Origin of the sequence: Enterococcus sp. 2STP, assembly GCF_032465635.1 — a bacterium.
Taxonomy (GTDB): Bacteria; Bacillota; Bacilli; order Lactobacillales; family Enterococcaceae; genus Enterococcus_B; species Enterococcus_B lactis.
This window is the reverse complement of record NZ_JAWDJH010000037.1, coordinates 114,135-134,024: the sequence shown is the minus strand read 5'-3', so window position 1 is coordinate 134,024 and position 19,890 is coordinate 114,135. Positions and strand designations below refer to the sequence as shown.

Sequence of the window (19,890 nt, the reverse complement as noted above, 5' to 3'; positions counted from 1 at the left end):
CAACGGCAACAAGCACGAATGCTGCAAAAGAATGGATCGCACAAAAAGAATCAAGCGGTTCTTACACAGCAACGAACGGACGTTACATCGGACGTTACCAATTAGATTCTTCTTACTTGAATGGTGATTACTCTGCTGCGAACCAAGAAAAAGTGGCAGAACAATATGTTGCTTCACGTTATGGTTCTTGGGAAGCTGCGAAAGCATTCTGGGAAGCAAACGGTTGGTACTAAGATTCATTTATTAATCGAACGGTTTACTTTTATACAAAGAAAGCCAAAAAGAGGTGCGACACTAGTTGTGTCACACCTCTTTTTTATTTACCTAATCTAATGAAACGTTCCAAGTTTTGATAAGTATTTTTCTTAACTTCTTCAACTGATAGCTCTTTGATTTCAGCGATTGTCTTTAACTGTTCTTCAAGCAGTGAGACATAATCTTTTTCTGAAAAACTATCCCCTAATGCCCACTCTGCTGCATGTAGTCCATCCGTTTCAATAAGTAAGTGGTCGATTGGGACTGTTTTAGCTAGTTGCCAGACTGCTGGGTTCTTTTTCAAATCAAGACCAATGCTGAAATAACAGCCTAAATAAATATAGTCTTGTTGATAGTCCAAAGAAGAATACCAATGAATCAAATAGTGATTAGGGTAAGCTTGGATATAGCTTAAGATCTCTTTTTCGCATCCTTTTGTATGCAATACAACAGGTTTCTTATTTATGGCTGCAAAAGCAAGCTGTTGCTCAAACACTCTTTTTTGTGTAGACAGCGGCACATTCGTCCAGATATTGTCTAACCCTATTTCACCGATGATCCTTGCTTTTTTCAAAAAAAGCTCAACTTGTGCAAACGTATAGCTATCCGTTTTCCAAGGGTGGATACCGTAACTTAAGACTTGATTCTTGCTTGTTGCAAGCCGTCTGTTTTCCTCCCATTCTTCTGGCGAATCACAATTAATGATCGTCAAAATCGTGTGTTCCTGCTGAAGGAGTGCTAAACTCTGACTCCCATCTAAATGACAATGAGCATCACTTAACATCTCATTCACCTGCCAATAACTGATAAATCGTTTGCTTCAACTCTGATTGCTGCAGTAGCCATTCACGTGACCTTCGTTTTTCAGGCACTTGAATCTCAGCAATCACATGTGCCGGACGGGCGGAAAGCACAAGAATCCTGTCTGATAAATAAATTGCTTCTTCAATATCATGTGTCACGAGCAAAGTAGTCCGCTTTGCTTTTTTAGGCAGTTTCAGCATCCAGTCTTGCATCTGCCCTCTGGTCATAGCATCTAACGCTCCAAATGGTTCATCAAGAAGCAAGTAAGAAGAAGGATTCATGATTGTTCGTAACAAGGCCGTTCGCTGCTTCATCCCGCCAGATAATTGTTCCGGCAAAAAATGTTCATAGCCGTTTAACCCAAAGATATCCAGATAATCCCTTACTTGTTCTTCATCAATTGCTAGATGATTGATTTTTTGATATAACGTAACGTTTTGATAGACGCTCAGCCAAGGAAGTAACATATCTTCTTGCGGCATATAACTAAATGCTGTATGGAGACCAGTTACTTTTTGATCGTCTACTTTGATCGTTCCAGAAGTCATAGGCTGGAATCCAGTTAAAGTTTTCAGCAATGTTGACTTACCGGCTCCGCTTGGCGCGACAATCGATGTAAAAGTATCTTTAGGGATAGTGAAATGGATGTCTTCTAATATTTTCAGGTTTTCAATAACTACATTCAAGTGGCTGATTTGGATTGACACATCTATCACTCCTATTTTATAAACTGATTAGTGAATAGTTCTTTCGAAGGTACATCTTGTTTGATCAATCCGTTTTCCTGCATAAAAGCTGTATAATTGCGCCAAACTTTTTCTTCCATCAATCCCCAATTCTCAGGATCATCTGTATAATTTTTTGATAAGAATGCTTGTGATTCTTCTAAAAACGTCCGATCATTTCCTTTTGCATATTTTTGCAACAGTTTAGCACTGTCATTTGGATCCTTAATAGCTTCCTGATAGCCTTTTTTCGTGGCATCCATAAAAGACTGTACCAATTCTGGATCATTTTTGATCAGTTGATCATTCGTAATAATTACCGGAGTATAGTAATCTAACCGTTCATCTAATTCTTTCAATGGGATATAGTTTAGTTCAATACCCGCTTCTTTTGCTTTGATCATATCCCAACCTTCAAAGTACCATTGGATATCTGAGGATTTTCCTAAGCTTTCTGGCCCTTCACCATTGCTTCCTACCATTGTCAGTTTTGAAAAGTCCCCGCCATCTTTTTCCATCACAGCTTTTAAGACAGCTTCTTCACTTGGACTTTGCCAACCTGCATATGTTTTTCCTTCAAAATCTTTTGGTGAATGGATGTTACTGTCTGATAGGGTGGCGAATCCAGAAGTATTATGTTTGATCACTGTAGCAATTGCTTTGACTGGTATATTCTGTCCATCTGCGTGAGCATAAGTGACATCTTCTTGATAACTTACACCAAATTGTGCTTTGTCCGCACCTACTAGACCAATACTTGTCGAATTATCTCCTGGTTCGATGATTTGGACATCTAAACCAGCCTCTTTATAATAGCCTTTTTCTTTTGCTAGGTAGATGCCAGTATGATTAGTATTCGGTACATAATCCAAAACAAGTGTCACTTTTTTCAAATCCTTCGTTTCTTGTTTGCTACTTGTTTCCTTTGCAGTGCCACAAGCGGATAAAAGCAACAGTAGCGGTAATAAAAGCCATAATTTTTTCATTTGATCCCCTTCTCTTAAAAAATATAAAGCATACGGTAATACCCTTTTTTCAATAATGAACAAGCGCCATTCAGCAATAAACTCAATAGAATGACACAAATGATCGCAGCAAAAACTTTATCGATCTGGTAGCTATTTTTTACGCGTATCATATAATACCCTAAGCCTGCTTGAGCGCTTAGCCATTCTCCAACGACTGCTCCGCTGACACAATAAGTAGCGGCCACTTTTAAACCGGAAAAGAATCCGGATAAACCCGCTGGTATTTTATATATTCGATAAATCTTCCCTGTATCTGCCCCCATCGTTTTCAAAAAGATGATTTGCTCTTTTGATACTTTCCTCAATGTATCCGAAAAAGAAACTACGATCGGAAAATAGCTTATCAAGACAATAAGGATCACTTTTGGAAGCATACCGAAACCAAACCATAGGGTCAGCAAAGGCCCTAAAACCATGATTGGCAACATTTGAGAAATCACTAATAATGGATAAAAAGACATTTCTAAGAACTTCCAATAATCCATTGCCAAAGCAGTAATAAAAGAAAGAACGCTAGCTATTGCCAAACCAATCACTGCTTCATTTAATGTTGTGACAGAATGGGAAAGCAATACGTGTGCATCTGCTGTTAACGCAGAAAATACAGCAGCAGGTCCGGGTAAAATAAAAGCGGGTATTTTCCAAACTAAGACAACGATCTGCCAAATAATTAAAATGAATGCCATACTGACTGCTGGATAAAGATTTTTCTTCATTTTGATGCCTCCTTTCTTCTAATATGGATAACAAAAAACGCTTGAAATGGGCACGACATAGTAACCCGCTTCAAGCGTCTGCTATGTTTCTCCCTTCACCAGTATTAACTGACAGGTTCAATGGGTCTAAGTTCACAACTTACTCTCATGTCGTCTACGACATCCCCAGAAACAGGTATTCATTTTTTAAAGTGTAGCACAAGAAGGAAAAAGCAACAAGCGCTTTAGTTATCATGCTGATTATTTCAATAAATAGGAGAGATCGCTAGCCAATGTCGGATACCCCATGATATAGCTATCCAACTCTTTTTTAGTCAATTTTTGATTGATGACTAGTGTCAAATCATCAATCAATTCATCTGCTTGCTCGCTAATCACTGCAGCACCAATCAAATAATTTTGCTGGTCAAAGGTCAATTCAGCCTTAGCAACTGGTTCATTGACACGATGATAGGTGAACCAACCGGTAAGATCCATCTCTACCACTTGATCTGACGAAGAGGCATGACTTTTTGTGACTCCTACTTCAGCAAGTTTAGGACTGGCGTAGACGATCGTGGGTATAATCGGATATTTGATAGGTTCGCTTGTTGCATCCGTTATCCGTTTAGCTACATAATTTCCTTCAAAAGTGGCGACTGGTGTCAATTTGGGTGTTTTCCTTGAAACAATATCTCCACACGCAAAAATTTTTGGATTGCTCGTTTGCAGATAATGATTGACCTCAATCCCGTGTTTATCAAAGACGACATTCGCTTGTTCAAGTGCTAAAGATTCTGTATTCGGCTGTCTCCCAGTCGCACAAAAAATCATATCTGCTACTAATTCCGTCTCTTTTCCGACTAAACGATATCGAGTTCCTTCCGAGATGATCTTTTGGGTTTCAACATCAAAAGCAAACTGAATACCAGATGATTCCATTTGATGGACGGCTTCCTCTACCAAAGACGCCTCAAATTCTTTTAATGGTCGTTGATTATGATGGACAATGGTTACTTTACTCCCTGCAGCATTGGCAATCGTAGCCAGTTCAAAAGCAATATATCCACCACCGATAAAAATGATTTCTTTAGGCAGTACAGGCAATGATAAAAAATCTGCACTATTCTTCAAGTATTCCTTTCCTTCCACTGGTAAGATCGTGGGTCTTTGTCCTGTTGCCAGAACAAAGTAATCTCCATGAAAAACTTCTTCATTGACTTCAATAGATGAGTCGTCCAAGAAACGAGCGGTTCCTGAAAGATGATCGATTCCAGCTTCTGCCAATTGTTTTTTCCGATTTTCTGGAACTGGATCTGTGAATGTGCGTTTGAATTTTTGGAGTTCTTCCCAATTAGCGGTTGGGATCTCGTTAAATCCTTTTCCATTCAATTGTTTTATCCGATTACGGGCTTCTACTGCACTCAACAAGACTTTTTTAGGGTCACATCCACGGTTAGGACAAGTCCCGCCCCATAGATCTTCTTCGACCACTAATACTGTTTTACCTGCTTCTTTCAATCCATAAGCAGCACTTAAGCCGCTCACACCTGAACCGATGACGATTGCCTCATATGTTTTCATTTTCTTCCTCCTTTCGACTTAAAAAAGTAAAGACTTCTTTACTTGTCAGTGAACCAATGTTTTTTCCTTTTTCTACTATCACAATGTTTGGGTACACTGAAAGAAGTGAATACACTTCTTTCAGAGGCGTATCAAGGCAAACTTGTTGATGACTGTTTTTTGGTACTTCTTTTAAAAAATATCCATTGACGACTAAATCTTCGACTCGCCATTCTTTCGTCTGTTTCGGTTCATCAAAGAAATGCCGTACATATTCATTTTTAGGATTCATCAATAACTGTTCTGGTGTGTCGCATTGGATAATTTCTCCATCTTTCATAAACGCAATACGATCTCCTAGCTTGATTGCTTCTTCCATGTTATGCGTAACGAAAACGATGGTCGTTCCCAGTTCTTCATGTAAAGATAAAACTAATTCTTGTAATGAATTTCTTGAAATAGGATCTAATGCGCTAAATGGCTCGTCCATCAAAATCACATCTGGGCTTGCAGCAATAGCTCGGATGATCCCGATCCGTTGCTGTTCTCCTCCAGACAACTCTCTAGGCATACGATCTCGATAAATATCAGGAGATAAGCCAACTTTTTGAAGAAGTTCATCTACACGGTCTGCTCTTTTCTGCTTTTCCCAACCTAACATTTCAGGGATGACTTCAATGTTTTGCTTGACTGTCATGGTCGGGAACAAAGCGATTTGCTGCAGCACATACCCCATATTCCACCGCATTTTCTGCAGATTATATTCATTTAACGATTTTCCTTTGAAGTAGATGTCTCCTGCTGATGGTTTAGATAATCCATTGATCATTTTCAAAGTAGTTGTTTTTCCACTACCAGAAGGCCCAACCAAAACAAAGATTTCTCCTTCTTTGATTGCAAGAGTTAGGTCATCAATGACATATTTTCCATCGTACTTTTTTTGCACATGTTTGAATTCGATTAATTTAGTCACTGATCTCCCTCCTTTAGTAATCCTTCGTTTTCCAGGAAGACTCGTGCTACTTCTGCCGGTTTTTTCTTTTCGACATTGACTTGATAGTTCATATCGATCATTTGATTTTCTGTTATTTTTCCGCTTAATTTATTCAGCACTTCAACGATTTCAGGATGGTCCTTGGCGAAATCTGTTTTCATCAGTGGCGCGCCTTGATAAGCTGGGAATAGCCCTTGATCATCTTCTAGAGTGACTAGATCATACTCCTTGAGTTGGCTGTCTGTGGAATAAGCATCCACAATATTGACATCTCCATTAGTGATTGCTTGGTAACGCAAACTTGGTTCCATGCTTTGTACACTTGAAAAATTCAATCCATATGCTTCTTGAATTCCTTTATATCCATCAGAACGATCAATAAATTCCAGTGTGAATCCCGCTTTGATCTGATCAGAAACTGCTGCTAAATCGGAAATTTTTTTAAGTTGATGCTCGTCTGCAAAAGATTTCTTGACCGCCAAGGCATACGTATTTTGATAAGCCATTGGTTTCAATAATGTCATATCGAATTGTTTGTTCAATAATTCTTCTGCTTCGTCATATGTTTTTTCTTTTGTCAAATCAGCACTTTTCATTGCTTCAGGTACCTTCACCAAGCTTTCTAGGACAGTCCCTGTGAATTCAGGATAGATATCGATTTGCCCTTGATCCAAGGCATTGAACAAAAAACTAGTCTTGCCAAAATTCGGTTTTAATTCAACTTCTGTTTTTGTGTTGTCTTCAATCAATTCTTTGTACATTTGGATCAGGATTTCAGGTTCCGCTCCTAATTTTCCAGCAATCGTGATGGTTTCATTTTTAAACAAGGCAGACTGATATAAAGAAACGCCCCCAAATAAACACACGACGGCTGCTAAAGTAATGATAGAATATCGAGGTTTCTTATGCTGCAACCAGCGAATCAATCCGCTGAATATAATGGCAAGCAAGGCAGAACTGATTGCACCAATCAATGTTAAAACTGGTGTGTTGCGGTCGATACCTAATAAAATAAATGTTCCTAATCCACCTGCTCCGATCAATGCCGCCAAAGTAGCCGTACCGATGATCAAAACTAAGGCAGTTCGGATACCTGAGATAATGACAGGCAATGCGATGGGAAGTTCTACTTTCAGCAAGCGTCTCATTCTGGACATACCAAATGCTACCGCCGCTTCTTCAATAGACGGGTCAATCTCAGCTAGACCAATATACGTGTTTTGGAAAATCGGAAGCAAAGCGTAAATAACAAGTGCAATCAATGCTGGAACAGTTCCGATCCCTACAAATGGGATAAGTAACCCTAATAAGGCAAGTGAAGGAATCGTTTGAAGCACACCCGTGATCTGCAATAAGACTTCTGCCATTTTTTTATGATTAGCTGCCCAAATTGCTAGAGGAATAGCAATCAGTGCTGCAATCAGCAAAGAAATGAGAGAAATAGACAGATGTTGAAATGCAGCTTCCAGCAACTCGCCTTTTCTTTCACTTAATGTTTGTATAAAATTATTCATGCGACCTTCCTTTCTGTTATTCTTTAAGTATAAACATTTCTTTACATTTTCCCAACTAACTTGACTTACCTTAACCCTACTAGACGTCAGTAATTAATAGAAAAATCACCTCTAAATATGCGGATAAAAAAAGAATCCGAGCAACAAAATCGGATAGATTTTTTGGTTCTCGTTTCTTCACAACGAACATCCAATACATCTATACGAAATGATTACTCGGAATCAACCGTATTTTTTCATATACAACTTTTCTTTTAAATAAAAAGAAACAGCCAATAAAGTAGAAATCTCGTGGGGGAGAACACCTTTATTGGCCTGTTCAACAAGTATTATACTGTATCATGACACTTTTTTGCCAAAAATGTAAAAAACGGTTGTTTTGGCATCATAAACGTCTTGTTTTCTTATTTTTACTTATATCACCACTTTATTTTCTATCTCTTTCACTCCATAAAGCGGAATGAGTTCTTCTTTTGACTGATAATAAACAGCTTTTTCACGGTTCTTCATCAAAAATAGAAAGATTTCTTTCATAGCAAGTGGTGCTTTGCCTTGTTCAAATAAAAAGATGAATTGATACGATTCATTTATCTGGATTCTTGTCACAGGAATCAGTTTTTGGTCTTGAGCCAAAAAAACACCTTGATAATCTGTTTTTTTGGGTGATTTTGTAAGAATTGTCAATAAGTCTGCTGCTCGCATTTTTCCACTCCTTTTTGATAATTTGGAAGAAACAACCAAAAATAAATTTTTTTCATTTTCCTCTTGAAGAAAGAGTATAAGTCAGTATAATGAAGAGGTTGCTGAAAATTTTCAAAAGAAAAGAGGCTAGAAATGAAAAAATTAAATTTAATGACAGAATTGTGCGGAATCATTTTAGGCGCAGGGATCTATGGATTGGCTGTGACAGGCATCAATATTCCATCTAAACTGGCAGACGGTGGTGTTACTGGTATTGCTTTGCTCTTGCATAATCTTTTTGGATTCGCGCCTTCTATCACTTCGCTGCTTTTTAATTTACCTTTACTGCTTATCTCATTGTTTCTTTTTGGAAAACACGCTTTTCTTCGGACGATCGTCGGAACATTTGCGCTGGTTTTCTTTTTACATTTATGGGAAAGCCTTCATATACATTTTGCTGTAGATAGTCTACTGATCAATAGTTTGATGACAGGGATTCTTTCTGGCATTGGTTGCGGTCTCGTCTTTCGATTTGGCGGAAGCACAGGCGGAACAGATATCATTTATCAAGCCATTGAAAAATATTTTCATATTAAGATTGGCAAAAGTCTTTTCTTGATCACTTTTGGTATTTTAGTTGTCTCCTTGCTTTATTTGGATCTCACACATTTTCTGTATACATTGCTTAGCTGTTCTATTCTATCTTATACATTGAATAAAGTGAAGTATCTGGAAATTGGATCTGTTTTACCCCAATTGGAAGCAAAACAGACTACAGAAACATTTGAACCACTTGATCCTCTTGAACAGTTAGAGCACTGATTCTTATTTTTACTATTTTATTTGCTTTACTAAAAAATCATTATGTAAACTACGACGTATATTCTTTCAATAAAATTTTTTATAAAAATATGAAAACAAACTATTTTTACAGACAATCTGTGAAAATAGTTTGTTTTTTACTCTTCACCTTTTCTCCTCTTGCTCACGGCAGAAAACATCAGCTAAGAAAAAAAGATTAGGTTACGATATAATCATTCGAGTAGAGTATAAAAAAAGAAACGCCGCAGCGTTTCCTTCCCCACTATAACATAATACAAGGTTGTATTTGACTTATTTAAAATAGCTATTCTCTCCTAAAGAATTTCCCTGATCGTCAATCAGCCCTTGCAGTGAACGTTCTAAGATACTATGGCTTTTTTTCGATTTTTTTTCTTCTGACTGCTTTGTTTCCTCTAATGTTTTTGTTCGATTGAACGTGCGTACAGAAGGCTCATCATTTCTTTTTTCTTGATAAGGCGTTGGTTCTGTATCAAACAACAGATAAGAGTCATCTGTTTTTTTCATTGATTCGATCAAATGCTCTTCAGAAATTTTACTTTCTCTAGGGTCTGGAATAATAGATGCAGGTACATATTTAGGAACAAAATAAGAACGTTCCCGTACCTTTGTGTCCACAGATGAACTTCTCATAGTATTTCGAGACTCTGTCCTCGTTTCACTTTGCCTGACAGGACGAGAAGACTCACCAAAAAGTTTTTTTCGTCCAGTCGACGTGAGTTCTGATTGATGATGTCCAGTATAATCCGGTAATTTTTCTTTATGTTTTTCCAAATTTTCCTTACGCGGAGCTGACTTCAATCCATTTGTTGCACGGCGCTTGCGTCGGACCTGTTCAGTGTTTGTGTTCGTGAAATGGAATTCTTTCATTTGTTCAAACGGGTGCTGATTCTGTTCAGTCAAAAGATCTTCCTGCCCGTCAAATAATACCCGCTTCTTCTCGCTGGTTAATTTTACGCCTAACTCGTCATCGTACGCAGGAAAACGGAAATGTTTTCGTCTGATTTCTTTCATTCAAACCATCCTTCTCAAAAATGGAACTTTTCTCAATAATAGCACAGATTTTTTGTTTTCAGTAGCAATGCGCTGATTATTTTAAGAAAATAGCGATGAATTTCATAAATATATAAAAAGTAACGAGGCTTAATTTGTCGTTTCTCTGATGACTAGTTCAGGGAAAAAGCGACGATAACCTTGACTTGCCCCTTTCTCTTCTATTTTTTTCAGCAACATTTCCCCGCATACTTCCCCCATACGGATAATATCTTGCTTGATCGTTGTCAATTTAGGCGAACTGATTTGGTCTAAAAACACGCCATCAAAGCCGATTACACCAAATTCTTCCGGCAAGCGCCCACCAGCATTTACAATTCCTCTTACCGCTCCTAGTGCCAGTCGATCTGAGCTGCATACAAAACAAGTTTTATCGGTGAAACCTGCCCAGTTTTCTATCATATATCTTTCTACTTCTGTCGAATGATTTGGAAATCGCAAGATCTTACTTGGAAGATCAGCTTCCTTCATCACAGATAAGTAACCAGCTTCCCTTGAAAGCTCAAACGATTCGTCCACTTCGATCCCGATATAAATAATTGTTTGGTAATCTCTTTCTAAGGCATATTGCGTTGCTTTTGCTGTACCATATTCATTATCGCTGTCTACATAGTCATATCCTTCACAATTTTCTCCAAACAAAACAACTGGTTTTTCCAAGCGGTCAATCCAATCGAAGTCTTTTTTTCTGACACCTGTGATGATGTATCCATCACAAGAACCGACATCGAATGCGTCATTTGTAACTAGTTGGAGAGAATAATGCGCTTTTCCGATCCGTTTAGCGATCCCCATCAGCAAATTCATGTAATAGGGCTCGGTTGTGTCGATTTCTTCCAGTATAAATAATTTGATGATCTGTGACCGATTCGTGACAAGTGCTTTTGCAGCAATATTTGGGCGGTAATCCAATTCAGCCATTGCTGAGAAAACTAACTCTTTCAATTCATCCGTCACCTGTTCCGGATGATTGATGACTCGAGAAACCGTCATTTTTGAAACATTGGCACGTTTTGCAACATCTGCTAAAGTGGGCATGCTCTCTTCCTTTCTAACATGTTGTCGTTCTTATTACCAATTATACCAAATTTTCCTAACAGGGTTCATTATAGCCCAAAAGAAAAATCAGAAAATCTCCTATCCTCCTTAAGTGATTTTCCGATTCAGCTATTTCTATTTTTTTATCAAATTCTTTGCTAAAAAAGCGGAAGCTTCCTCCATCAGTGGTATTTGTACCATGTGTCGCTGTGTTTTGGAGGAACGAAAAACAATTTCTTTTCCGTAAGGCTCATGCCGGTTTTTCTCTACAAATCTTTCCGTTTGTATATAAGGTATCTTTTCATCTGCTTGTCCATGCCAAAAGAACAGAGGGCGTCCAGCTAGCTTTTCCGGCTGCAATGATAAATCATAACTCTTGACCCACGAAATCAGATCAAAATAGTCTTTTGGCAAGATATAGTTGTATTCTGACGCTCGTCTTGCAATTTCTTTCCCATATTCCAGAGGCGCAGGAGATCCCATCAAACATACACCTGCTGCTATATGAGGATGCTTGGCTAACAACGCGCATGTTGTCATTCCGCCCATCGAAACCCCGCCAACTGCAAGCCGATCATGTAAAAGATCTCTTTTTTCTAAATGCTTGATAAGCGTGTCAAACTCAAACAAGTTCCCGTAGATACTATCCCAAAATGTATAGGATGGAATAGAAGAAACTGGCTGTTTGCGTTCCCCATGATTCATCGCATCTGGCAGGATCACACGAATACCTTGCTGTGCAATTTTCCTTCCTTGTGTCAAAACTAACTCCTTACTTGTCTGCCATCCGTGATAATAGATAACAACGGGAATCCGTTCTTCTCTTAATTCTTTCAGGACAACCTCTAACACTGGAATTTGATTGACAGAACGTTTCAATATAATTGGATTCAATGGTTACTCACCTATTTTCATTAAATTTCCTGATCGCCATAGCAACCATGATCCGACAGTCGTCTGGAACAGGTTCAGTATACCAAATAATATAAATGCAGGACTGAATGGCTCAGGAAATAAGAATAGGGAACAAAGCCCCACCACTCCTAATGCTAGCGAAAGGAGAGGATAAATAGAGAAATTCAAAAAACTGGCAACGCTACCGAAAATATTACCAATAAATAGTATCAAAAAGAAAAAAACGCTTAGAATCAAACCATCTGTCAGCGACATCTGAAAAACAATGTTCTCTACATCAATTGGCTGTTGAATCGCATAGACACCTAAGTATATACTGAGAAGGAGACTGAGCACGTGGCTGGCACAAAACACTCGATTGACCGTTTTCATTTTAATCACCTAACCTATCTTTATAATTCTATTATAATCATTTTATCATTTTTTGGTACCAATAAAGTTTCAATTTTTCTTCACTTGCGATTTTTTTTGATATTGTTGTTATACAAATGAAAGGAGTTTTACAAATGATTGATCCTAAAATGTTGGGGATGATCTTCCTCATCAATTTTGCTTATATCACTTTGAACACGTTACGTTTTATGCTGACAATGAAAGGCTACCGGCTGATTGCTCCCCTTGTCAGTATGGTTGAGATCACGATCTATATCGTAGGGCTATCTCTTGTATTGGATCGTTTAGATAATCCGCTGAATTTATTTGTCTATGCGCTAGGTTACGCAGTAGGTATCAGTGTTGGGATTTTGATTGAAGACAAGCTGGCATTAGGATACATCATGGTCACAACGATTTTGCCAGCAAATAGCGCGGAAGATAAAAGTTTGCCTGGTATACTGAGAGAACACGGTTACGGTGTGACACAAACTTCTGCAATGGGTCTAGAAGGCGAGCGACTGGTCTTGGAAATACTTTCTCCTAGAAAAAGCGAACGTGAACTGTATCGTCTGATCAAAGAAATTGAAGAGCGTGCTTTCATCATCTCATATGAGCCAAAATATATTTCAGGTGGTTTTTGGACTAAAAAAGTAAGAAAAAGACAAGGAAAATAACTCACAAATTAAAAAACTGTCGAACATATAAATTAAATTTTAGATGTTCGACAGTTTTTATTTATAATTTTGATTAAAAAACATCGACATATACTCATTGATTTGTTATTATACTTTATATACTTATCAATTTAATTTGGAGATATTATGGAAATTCAACGTAAAACAACTAATTTTTTACATTTAGGCTCTTTTTTTGCAACTTTGACGATTTTATTTTTTCTATGTTATTCGTACGTTAAGACCTCACATGCGCCTTCTAGTGCATTAGGCTGGTTGCTTTTGGATCATTCTGATATTACAGAAACCGAAGAAAATCCGTTTTTTTTGATTCTATCTTCTCTATGCGGCTTGATGTTTTCTGTGTATTTCGGTGCCTATTTTTTTCATCGACATCCTGGTACGTTAAATGAAGCTTCAGGTGTATTGATTGCATTTAAAACGTTTTCTTTTTTAGCTATCCTTTTTTATTCGTTTAATCACAATACGCTTTTCTTCTTTATCATGAATGGTTTAGTCGTGATTTTATCTATTTTCACTTATTTTATTTTTTCACTCATTTTTAGCCAAATGAGATGTCCGCTCTTCTTTCGATTAGTTCCTGTCACATGTTTTATCTACAGCTTGTTTTCCTTTTTTGTCCTTGCTTTGATACCATTGGCCAACCCTTCGACGATCCAAGTCGCAGGAAATCTGTTGGATATGCTCTTCATCGTCAGTCTAGGTGTATTTATGTGGCAAAGAAAAAAGAAACAAAATAAAAAGCATTTTGAAGCCTGACTATGACGACTTCATAAATGCTTTTTTAATTTTAAACACTTCAATCTAAAAGAATATCCCAAGATTGGATAGATGATTAATAATGACTTACCATTCGTTTCTGAGTGATTCTGGATCACCAAATGGACTTCCTAATCTAATCGGCTAGTTCTTCCCTTAGAATGCCATACTTGATTGAATCATAATATTGATTATTTAAAAATCTAACTTTTCTTATGACTCCTTCCTTTGTCATTCCACATTTCTCACCAATTTTTTGCATTCCTTTGTTTCCAGACCATGTAGTGAATCCAATATGTGGTAGATAGGCAAAATACTCAAATAATTCTTTTAACCATAAAAGAAGAGAAAGACTCCTCTTGCAAGAATCAGCATAATTTTTGCTTACTGCTCTCTTAGATTCTACTCACCAAAGCTGCTCTATATTGTTCCATATTCTTTGATATAAGAAAATGCATGCGGCATAAATTTCTTGCTCAGCTCAGAAAAGATTTGTCGTTTAAGAAAGGCCCTTTCCTCCATTGTCAATGAAGGATCCAATGTTGGAAATTCGATCTCAAGATTGTTTTTTTCGACAATAGGCAATGCTAGTGTAAATGATTCTTCTTCCTTTATGGTATTCGTCACAAGTAATGACTGATGGAAAATACTAGGCCGACGATTTTTATATTTATTCTTACGTATCCTGTCAACGATAATTTCTATTTGATCAAAAAAGTACGCTTCATTTACATCTCCAATAAGTTCGGCTAATTCTTTGAATGCCTTCGTTACAGGAAGCTGATTCTTTTGTATAAAAAAATAATTAGCCAACGTAAGCGGGAAGTGTTCTTTAGAGGAAAGTGTAATAAAACGGTACTTCTGATTTCCTGCAGTCGTTCTCAGCAATTCTGTCTCTCGGCTGTTTCTTACTCCATAAAAATGCGTTTCTTTTCGTTCATCTTCAAAACAATACGCCCAAATAACTTCTCCCATCGCTAATTTTTGTTCAGCAACAGAGAGTCTCTTCAATTGGTCGGCTATGGTTTCAGCAGCCGAAGTGGCTTGTTGCAAGTAATCGTTGGGATCAAATACTGGAAAGTTCAAATGATATCTTCGTTCTTCTCTCTTGATTAATCCTGCATCTATCAATAAATCAAGAAAATGAGAAAATTTGTTTTGCGGAAATTCTTTTTTTAATTCTCTTAGAATCGTTTCTTTTTCTCGATGTTCATATAGATAATCGGTCAATAAAGAAAAAAGCGGATCACCGGTCAGTTTTTGATAAAAATTTTCCTTATTTTTTGAATAATAATAGTTCATATATGTTCTCTTTTCTATCCATATTATTTTACTTAAAAGGTTTTTACATAAAAAGGAGGAAGAACAAGAGTCATGTTTGACTGTTATTCTCCTCCACTTCTTATATTTTTAGTATGTTCTGTGTTTCTTTTTATTCAATCGCTTATCCCATTCACTTTGAATGCTTCATCCTACCATTTGATTAGCTGAATACAGCCGTCAACTGAGGTACGACTTGTTTTTTACGTGAAACGACACCTTTAAGCAAAGCTCGGTTGTTGGTCAAAGTTGTTTGGAAAGCTTCTTCTACTTTTTCTTTTCCTTTACCAGCAACAAGTAATTCTGAATCGCTGTCTAAGATATTTGTGACAACTAATACGAATAAATCGTAGCCATTTGCTTTCATTTCTTCTTCCATCGCTGCTTCTAGTTCTGCTTGTCGATCCATCACTTCATTCAGATCCACTGTATTGACTTGAGCGATACGCACATTGGAACTGCCCATTGGGAAACTTTTTGCATCCAAATCAAGAAGAACCGCAGCTGATTTATCACTTAGATTCGTTCCGGATTTCAACATTTCAAGACCATAGGCAGTTAGATCTACTTCAGCGATTGCTGCAAGTTCTTTTGCAGCTGCTTCGTCTTCAGGCGTACATGTTGGCGATTTGAACAACAATGTATCTGAAATGATAGCTGAAAGCATGATCCCAGCAATTTCTTTAGGGATCGTTACTTGGTTTTCTTTATATAGTTTTAAAATGATCGTACTTGTACATCCAACTGGTTCTGCACGATAGTACAATGGATTAGCTGTTTCAAAGTTTGCAATACGATGGTGGTCTACTACAGCCAAAATATTTACTTCGCTGATATCTGAAATACTTTGTTGGAATTCATTATGATCCACAAGCATGACATCTGCATTTTCTGCTTTAGCTGACTCTACTACTCGTGGTGCAGATAATTGAAAGTGGTCTAATGCGTATTGTGTTTCTTCATTAGGTGTACCTAGAGCAACTGCTTCTGTTTCGTTACCTAATTCATTTTGCAAGTGTGAAAAGGCAATGGCTGCCCCAATTGCATCTGTATCTGGATTTTGGTGACCAAAAACTAAAATTTTTGACATGTCATTCGCTCCTTTGTGATTTCTCCTATTTAATAATAGCAAAAAAACGGAAAGAAGCAATACTTAACTTCTTTCCGATGCGTTCTATCGCGTTAAATATTTTGTATACTCTTCTGTATGAAGCAATCGTTTAGCATTTTCGACACGTTCTTTTGTAGGTGGTTCGATTCCTTCTAATGGATATTTCAAACCAAGTGTTTCCCACTTGTATTTTCCCATCGTATGGTAAGGAAGGATCTCTACTCTGTCTACATTTGACAAGGTTTGGATAAAGTTGTCTAGTCGGTTCAAATATTCATCATAATCACTTCGCTCAGGAACTAGTACATGGCGAATCCAAACCGGTTTGTTGATTTTTGACAAATATTGAGCCATTTCTAGAATATTTTCATTGTCCCAATGCGTTAGTTTTTTATGCTCTTCATTATCGATGTGTTTGATATCAAATAACAGTAAGTCTGTATACTTCATCAATTCTTGAAAACGAGAGAAGAAGGGTTCTTCATACGTAAAAGGTTTTCCGCATGTATCCAATGTAGTATGCATTTCTCGCTCTTTTGCTTTTTTAAATAGTTCGATCAAAAAATCGATCTGCAATAGAGGCTCTCCGCCACTAACAGTAATCCCACCTTTATCTCCCCAGTAAGGTCTGAAGCGTTCCGCTTTATCTAAAAGTTCATCTGCTGAGTACTCTTTCCCTCCGCCAATATTCCAAGTATCAGGATTGTGACAGAATTGGCAACGCATGCGGCATCCTTGCATAAACACGACAAAGCGCAGTCCAGGGCCGTCTACTGAACCGAAAGTTTCGATAGAATGAACATAGCCGATTGTTTTTTCTTCCATTTAAATTCACATCTTTTCTTTGATTTCATTTTAAGTACAAGTTAGCTGTCGAAGCGAAGCTTTCTGAACAAAATTTTTCGCAATCACCGCTTCGTTATGTGTAAAATTTACAGGGACGGAACATACATGTCCTGCCCCTGTAAATCGTGTCTTTCAAATAAGCATACTGATCATTCGATTATGATGCGAAGGATATCTAACGATCTTTCGGCACTGAGTCGAAAGGCTGTTTCCTAAACTTTTTTACATTCTGTCGTGTGAAGTTCTCATCAAGACATCTAGTTGTTGTTCTCTTGTCAAGTCACGGAATTTAACTGCATAACCAGATACCCGGATCGTCAAGTTCGGATATTTCATTGGATTTTCCATTGCATCACGCAATAGATCATTACTGAATACATTGACATTCAAATGATAAGCCCCTTTTGAGAAGTATCCGTCTAAGACATTACGCAAGTTTTCGATTCTTGTATCTTGTTCTTTTCCAAGACCAGAAGGATTGATTGTTTGGGTATTTGAAATTCCATCCAATGCACAACCGTAATTCATTTTAGCTGTTGAGTTCAGGCTAGCTAATAACCCACTTTGTTCTGCATTGTAACTTGGGTTTGCTCCTGGCGCAAGTGGTTTTCCAGCTTCACGCCCATCAGGAGTATTTCCTGTATTTTTACCGTAAACAACATTTGAAGTAATCGTCAATAATGAAGTTGTTGGTTTTGAGTTGCGGTAAGTTTTATGACGTTTGATTTGTCCCATGAAGTATTCCAAGATCCATGAAACTAATTCATCTGCACGGTCATCATCATTTCCGTATTTAGGGAAGTCGCCATCTACTTCAAAATCAACTGCTATTCCTTTTTCATTACGGATTGCTTTTACTTTTGCATATTTGATGGCTGACAAGCTGTCTGCCGCATGAGAGATTCCAGCAATACCTGTAGCAAATGTGCGTTGCAAGTCAGAATCCATCAAGGCAAGCTGAGCTGCTTCATAAGAATACTTATCATGCATGTAATGAATGATGTTCAACGTATTGACATATAGTTCTGCTAACCAATCCATCATATTCATGAAGTTATGTTTCACTTCTTCAAAATCTAGTACTTCTGATGTGATTGGACGATATTCTGGTCCAACTTGGGCGCCAGTCACTTCATCGACCCCACCATTGATAGCATATAATAGTGTTTTAGCCAAGTTAGCACGAGCACCAAAGAACTGCATGTCTTTTCCAACAACTGTTCCTGATACACAGCAAGCAATCGCACAATCATCAGAACCCCATTGTTCACGAAGCTGATTGTCATTCTCAAACTGAATCGAAGAACTTTCAATAGCGATTCGGCTCGCATATGTTCTGAATCCTTCTGGAAGGTGTTCAGAATACAAAACAGTCAAGTTTGGTTCTGGTGAAGGTCCCATATTTGTCAATGTGTGAAGCAGACGGAAATCATTCTTCGTCACTAATGAACGACCATCTAAGCCCATACCAGCAATGGATAAAGTAGCCCAGATAGGGAAACCTGAGAATAATTGGTTGTATTCAGGTGTACGCGCGAATTTGACCATACGTAATTTCATTACTAAGTGATCGATCAATTCTTGCGCTTCTTTTTCTGTGATTACTCCATTATCCAAATCACGTTGGATATAGATATCAAGGAATGCTGAGATACGTCCGATTGACATCGCAGCGCCATTTTGTGATTTGATTGCTGCTAAATAACCGAAGTATAACCATTGGACAGCTTCTTTTGCATTTGCAGCTGGTTTAGAGATATCATAGCCGTATTTTGCAGCCATTTCTTTCATTTGTGCTAATGCACGATATTGTTCAGTGATTTCTTCACGTAAACGAATCACTTCTTCACTCATCGTATGATAACCAGTCATATCATGATCTTTTTTCTTTTGTTCCATCAAATAGTCGATTCCATACAATGCCACACGACGATAGTCGCCGATGATACGTCCGCGACCGTAAGCGTCTGGAAGCCCTGTAATGATTTTGTTTTTACGAGCTGCACGCATTTCGGCAGTATAAGCATCAAACACCCCTTGATTATGTGTTTTGCGCCAGTCAGTGAAAATATGTGTTAATTCATCGTTTGGTGTATAGCCATTGCTTTTCAGCGCATTGTTAGCCATATTGATTCCACCGAACGGCATGAATGCTTGTTTCAAAGGTTTGTCTGTCTGTAGACCGACGATTTTTTCCAAATCTTTATCCAAATAGCCTGCATCGTGGGAAGTAATGGTTGATACGATTTCTGTGTCCATATCATAGACACCGTTACGTTCGAATTGGATATCATTCAGCTTTTGCAATTCATCCCATAATTTTTCTGTTGCTTCTGTTGGGCCTTCCAAAAAGCTGTCATCACCGCGATATTCAGTGTAGTTGTTTTGAATAAAGTCTCTAGTGTCTACGCCTTCTTTCCATTTGGTACCTTTAAATCCATTCCATTGCTCCATTGTATGGACCTCCTAAATTTCTGTTTTATGTAACAGTTTTTACGTGATTAGTATAACACAGCACCTTATCTTTGCAAGGGTTTTCTTGTTTTTTATTTAACAATTTTTATGTTTTATCTATGTATATTGCAAGTAACGTTGATATACCAATATTTAAGCATTGTGAACACTTTCATCTTTTTTTGCAAACGTATAAGGATTTATTAAAAATGAATGAAAAAGAGG

The 19,890-nt window shown here is 37.6% G+C and carries 19 protein-coding genes, 2 pseudogenes and 1 riboswitch; of the genes and pseudogenes, 4 read left to right on the top strand and 17 right to left on the bottom strand.

The window, feature by feature from the left end; all coding sequences use genetic code 11:
• Positions 1-233 (top strand): annotated as a pseudogene (locus tag RWU19_RS13950) (peptidase M23); the annotation flags it as partial.
• A gap of 83 nt (positions 234-316) precedes the next feature.
• On the opposite strand, the gene RWU19_RS13945 reads toward RWU19_RS13950, so the two are convergent.
• The 8 genes from RWU19_RS13945 to RWU19_RS13910 form a co-directional block, all read right to left on the bottom strand.
• Entirely contained in the window at positions 317-1,039 is a 723-nt protein-coding gene (locus RWU19_RS13945) for a TatD family hydrolase (RefSeq protein ID WP_123838004.1), read from the bottom strand.
• A 1-nt stretch (position 1,040) separates the two neighbouring features.
• Positions 1,041-1,766, bottom strand: coding sequence for an ABC transporter ATP-binding protein (locus RWU19_RS13940; RefSeq protein WP_123838001.1), 726 nt, complete (start codon positions 1,764-1,766; stop codon positions 1,041-1,043).
• An 11-nt stretch (positions 1,767-1,777) separates the two neighbouring features.
• The gene (locus RWU19_RS13935; RefSeq protein ID WP_123838000.1) at positions 1,778-2,770 is read right to left on the bottom strand and encodes an ABC transporter substrate-binding protein; all 993 of its coding nucleotides are present in this window, start codon (positions 2,768-2,770) and stop codon (positions 1,778-1,780) included.
• A 14-nt stretch (positions 2,771-2,784) separates the two neighbouring features.
• Positions 2,785-3,528 (bottom strand): ABC transporter permease, encoded by a 744-nt coding sequence (locus tag RWU19_RS13930; protein ID WP_070770720.1) that lies wholly within the window; start codon positions 3,526-3,528, stop codon positions 2,785-2,787.
• Between the two features lie 73 nt (positions 3,529-3,601).
• Positions 3,602-3,706: riboswitch (TPP riboswitch) on the bottom strand.
• A 62-nt stretch (positions 3,707-3,768) separates the two neighbouring features.
• Positions 3,769-5,091, bottom strand: coding sequence for a dihydrolipoyl dehydrogenase family protein (locus tag RWU19_RS13925; protein WP_070770719.1), 1,323 nt, complete (start codon positions 5,089-5,091; stop codon positions 3,769-3,771).
• A complete protein-coding gene (locus RWU19_RS13920; protein WP_024636195.1) occupies positions 5,078-6,043 on the bottom strand; it encodes an ABC transporter ATP-binding protein in 966 nt (321 codons plus the stop codon). Before RWU19_RS13920 ends, RWU19_RS13925 begins: the two co-directional genes overlap by 14 nt.
• The gene (locus tag RWU19_RS13915; RefSeq protein ID WP_086286092.1) at positions 6,040-7,578 is read right to left on the bottom strand and encodes an ABC transporter permease/substrate-binding protein; all 1,539 of its coding nucleotides are present in this window, start codon (positions 7,576-7,578) and stop codon (positions 6,040-6,042) included. The genes RWU19_RS13920 and RWU19_RS13915 overlap by 4 nt, the downstream gene beginning before the upstream one ends.
• Before the next feature lie 414 nt (positions 7,579-7,992).
• Positions 7,993-8,280: a hypothetical protein gene (locus RWU19_RS13910; RefSeq protein ID WP_002290251.1), complete on the bottom strand. Its 288-nt coding sequence runs from the start codon at positions 8,278-8,280 to the stop codon at positions 7,993-7,995.
• A 132-nt stretch (positions 8,281-8,412) separates the two neighbouring features.
• Between RWU19_RS13910 and RWU19_RS13905 the strand changes: the two genes are divergently transcribed.
• A complete protein-coding gene (locus RWU19_RS13905) occupies positions 8,413-9,081 on the top strand; it encodes a YitT family protein (RefSeq protein WP_002290249.1) in 669 nt (222 codons plus the stop codon).
• Between the two features lie 291 nt (positions 9,082-9,372).
• On the opposite strand, the gene RWU19_RS13900 is transcribed toward RWU19_RS13905, so the two are convergent.
• From RWU19_RS13900 to RWU19_RS13885, 4 genes are all read right to left on the bottom strand, one after another.
• Positions 9,373-10,113, bottom strand: coding sequence for a hypothetical protein (locus tag RWU19_RS13900; protein WP_070770716.1), 741 nt, complete (start codon positions 10,111-10,113; stop codon positions 9,373-9,375).
• Between the two features lie 129 nt (positions 10,114-10,242).
• Complete coding sequence (locus RWU19_RS13895) at positions 10,243-11,190, bottom strand: LacI family DNA-binding transcriptional regulator (RefSeq protein WP_002309535.1); 948 nt, start codon at positions 11,188-11,190, stop codon at positions 10,243-10,245.
• A gap of 135 nt (positions 11,191-11,325) precedes the next feature.
• Positions 11,326-12,084 carry an alpha/beta fold hydrolase gene (locus tag RWU19_RS13890; RefSeq protein WP_024634678.1) on the bottom strand — a complete coding sequence of 253 codons (759 nt, stop codon included), beginning with the start codon at positions 12,082-12,084 and terminating at the stop codon, positions 11,326-11,328.
• A 3-nt stretch (positions 12,085-12,087) separates the two neighbouring features.
• Entirely contained in the window at positions 12,088-12,477 is a 390-nt protein-coding gene (locus RWU19_RS13885) for a hypothetical protein (RefSeq protein ID WP_002290241.1), read from the bottom strand.
• A 134-nt stretch (positions 12,478-12,611) separates the two neighbouring features.
• On the opposite strand from RWU19_RS13885, the gene RWU19_RS13880 reads away from it, so the two are divergent.
• Both RWU19_RS13880 and RWU19_RS13875 read left to right on the top strand, forming a co-directional pair.
• Positions 12,612-13,154: a DUF2179 domain-containing protein gene (locus tag RWU19_RS13880; RefSeq protein ID WP_002289260.1), complete on the top strand. Its 543-nt coding sequence runs from the start codon at positions 12,612-12,614 to the stop codon at positions 13,152-13,154.
• A gap of 147 nt (positions 13,155-13,301) precedes the next feature.
• Positions 13,302-13,934 (top strand): hypothetical protein, encoded by a 633-nt coding sequence (locus tag RWU19_RS13875; protein ID WP_002315192.1) that lies wholly within the window; start codon positions 13,302-13,304, stop codon positions 13,932-13,934.
• A 136-nt stretch (positions 13,935-14,070) separates the two neighbouring features.
• Here the strand turns inward: RWU19_RS13875 and RWU19_RS13870 are convergent.
• From RWU19_RS13870 to pflB, 5 genes and pseudogenes are all read right to left on the bottom strand, one after another.
• Positions 14,071-14,280, bottom strand: a pseudogene (locus RWU19_RS13870) (GNAT family N-acetyltransferase); the annotation flags it as partial.
• Positions 14,281-14,354: 74 nt separating this feature from the next.
• Positions 14,355-15,236 (bottom strand): DUF1803 domain-containing protein, encoded by an 882-nt coding sequence (locus tag RWU19_RS13865; RefSeq protein ID WP_070770714.1) that lies wholly within the window; start codon positions 15,234-15,236, stop codon positions 14,355-14,357.
• Positions 15,237-15,417: 181 nt separating this feature from the next.
• Positions 15,418-16,344 (bottom strand): manganese-dependent inorganic pyrophosphatase, encoded by a 927-nt coding sequence (locus tag RWU19_RS13860; protein WP_123837999.1) that lies wholly within the window; start codon positions 16,342-16,344, stop codon positions 15,418-15,420.
• A gap of 84 nt (positions 16,345-16,428) precedes the next feature.
• On the bottom strand, positions 16,429-17,190 hold the full coding sequence (pflA, locus tag RWU19_RS13855) for a pyruvate formate-lyase-activating protein (protein WP_123837998.1): 762 nt from the start codon (positions 17,188-17,190) through the stop codon (positions 16,429-16,431).
• Between the two features lie 243 nt (positions 17,191-17,433).
• Positions 17,434-19,665 (bottom strand): formate C-acetyltransferase, encoded by a 2,232-nt coding sequence (gene pflB, locus RWU19_RS13850; protein ID WP_002309546.1) that lies wholly within the window; start codon positions 19,663-19,665, stop codon positions 17,434-17,436.
• Positions 19,666-19,890: the final 225 nt, after the last annotated feature.

Excerpts from the sequence above, each read along its gene's own strand:
- RWU19_RS13880 (WP_002289260.1), top strand. The coding sequence starts at position 12,612 with ATGATTGATCCTAAAATGTTGGGGATGATCTTCCTCATCAATTTTGCT.
- RWU19_RS13860 (WP_123837999.1), bottom strand. The coding sequence starts at position 16,344 with ATGTCAAAAATTTTAGTTTTTGGTCACCAAAATCCAGATACAGATGCA.
- RWU19_RS13885 (WP_002290241.1), bottom strand. The coding sequence starts at position 12,477 with ATGAAAACGGTCAATCGAGTGTTTTGTGCCAGCCACGTGCTCAGTCTC.
- RWU19_RS13930 (WP_070770720.1), bottom strand. The coding sequence starts at position 3,528 with ATGAAGAAAAATCTTTATCCAGCAGTCAGTATGGCATTCATTTTAATT.
- RWU19_RS13935 (WP_123838000.1), bottom strand. The coding sequence starts at position 2,770 with ATGAAAAAATTATGGCTTTTATTACCGCTACTGTTGCTTTTATCCGCT.
- pflB (WP_002309546.1), bottom strand. The coding sequence starts at position 19,665 with ATGGAGCAATGGAATGGATTTAAAGGTACCAAATGGAAAGAAGGCGTA.
- RWU19_RS13875 (WP_002315192.1), top strand. The coding sequence starts at position 13,302 with ATGGAAATTCAACGTAAAACAACTAATTTTTTACATTTAGGCTCTTTT.
- RWU19_RS13905 (WP_002290249.1), top strand. The coding sequence starts at position 8,413 with ATGAAAAAATTAAATTTAATGACAGAATTGTGCGGAATCATTTTAGGC.
- RWU19_RS13925 (WP_070770719.1), bottom strand. The coding sequence starts at position 5,091 with ATGAAAACATATGAGGCAATCGTCATCGGTTCAGGTGTGAGCGGCTTA.
- RWU19_RS13915 (WP_086286092.1), bottom strand. The coding sequence starts at position 7,578 with ATGAATAATTTTATACAAACATTAAGTGAAAGAAAAGGCGAGTTGCTG.
- RWU19_RS13910 (WP_002290251.1), bottom strand. The coding sequence starts at position 8,280 with ATGCGAGCAGCAGACTTATTGACAATTCTTACAAAATCACCCAAAAAA.
- RWU19_RS13865 (WP_070770714.1), bottom strand. The coding sequence starts at position 15,236 with ATGAACTATTATTATTCAAAAAATAAGGAAAATTTTTATCAAAAACTG.
- pflA (WP_123837998.1), bottom strand. The coding sequence starts at position 17,190 with ATGGAAGAAAAAACAATCGGCTATGTTCATTCTATCGAAACTTTCGGT.
- RWU19_RS13900 (WP_070770716.1), bottom strand. The coding sequence starts at position 10,113 with ATGAAAGAAATCAGACGAAAACATTTCCGTTTTCCTGCGTACGATGAC.
- RWU19_RS13895 (WP_002309535.1), bottom strand. The coding sequence starts at position 11,190 with ATGCCCACTTTAGCAGATGTTGCAAAACGTGCCAATGTTTCAAAAATG.
- RWU19_RS13945 (WP_123838004.1), bottom strand. The coding sequence starts at position 1,039 with ATGTTAAGTGATGCTCATTGTCATTTAGATGGGAGTCAGAGTTTAGCA.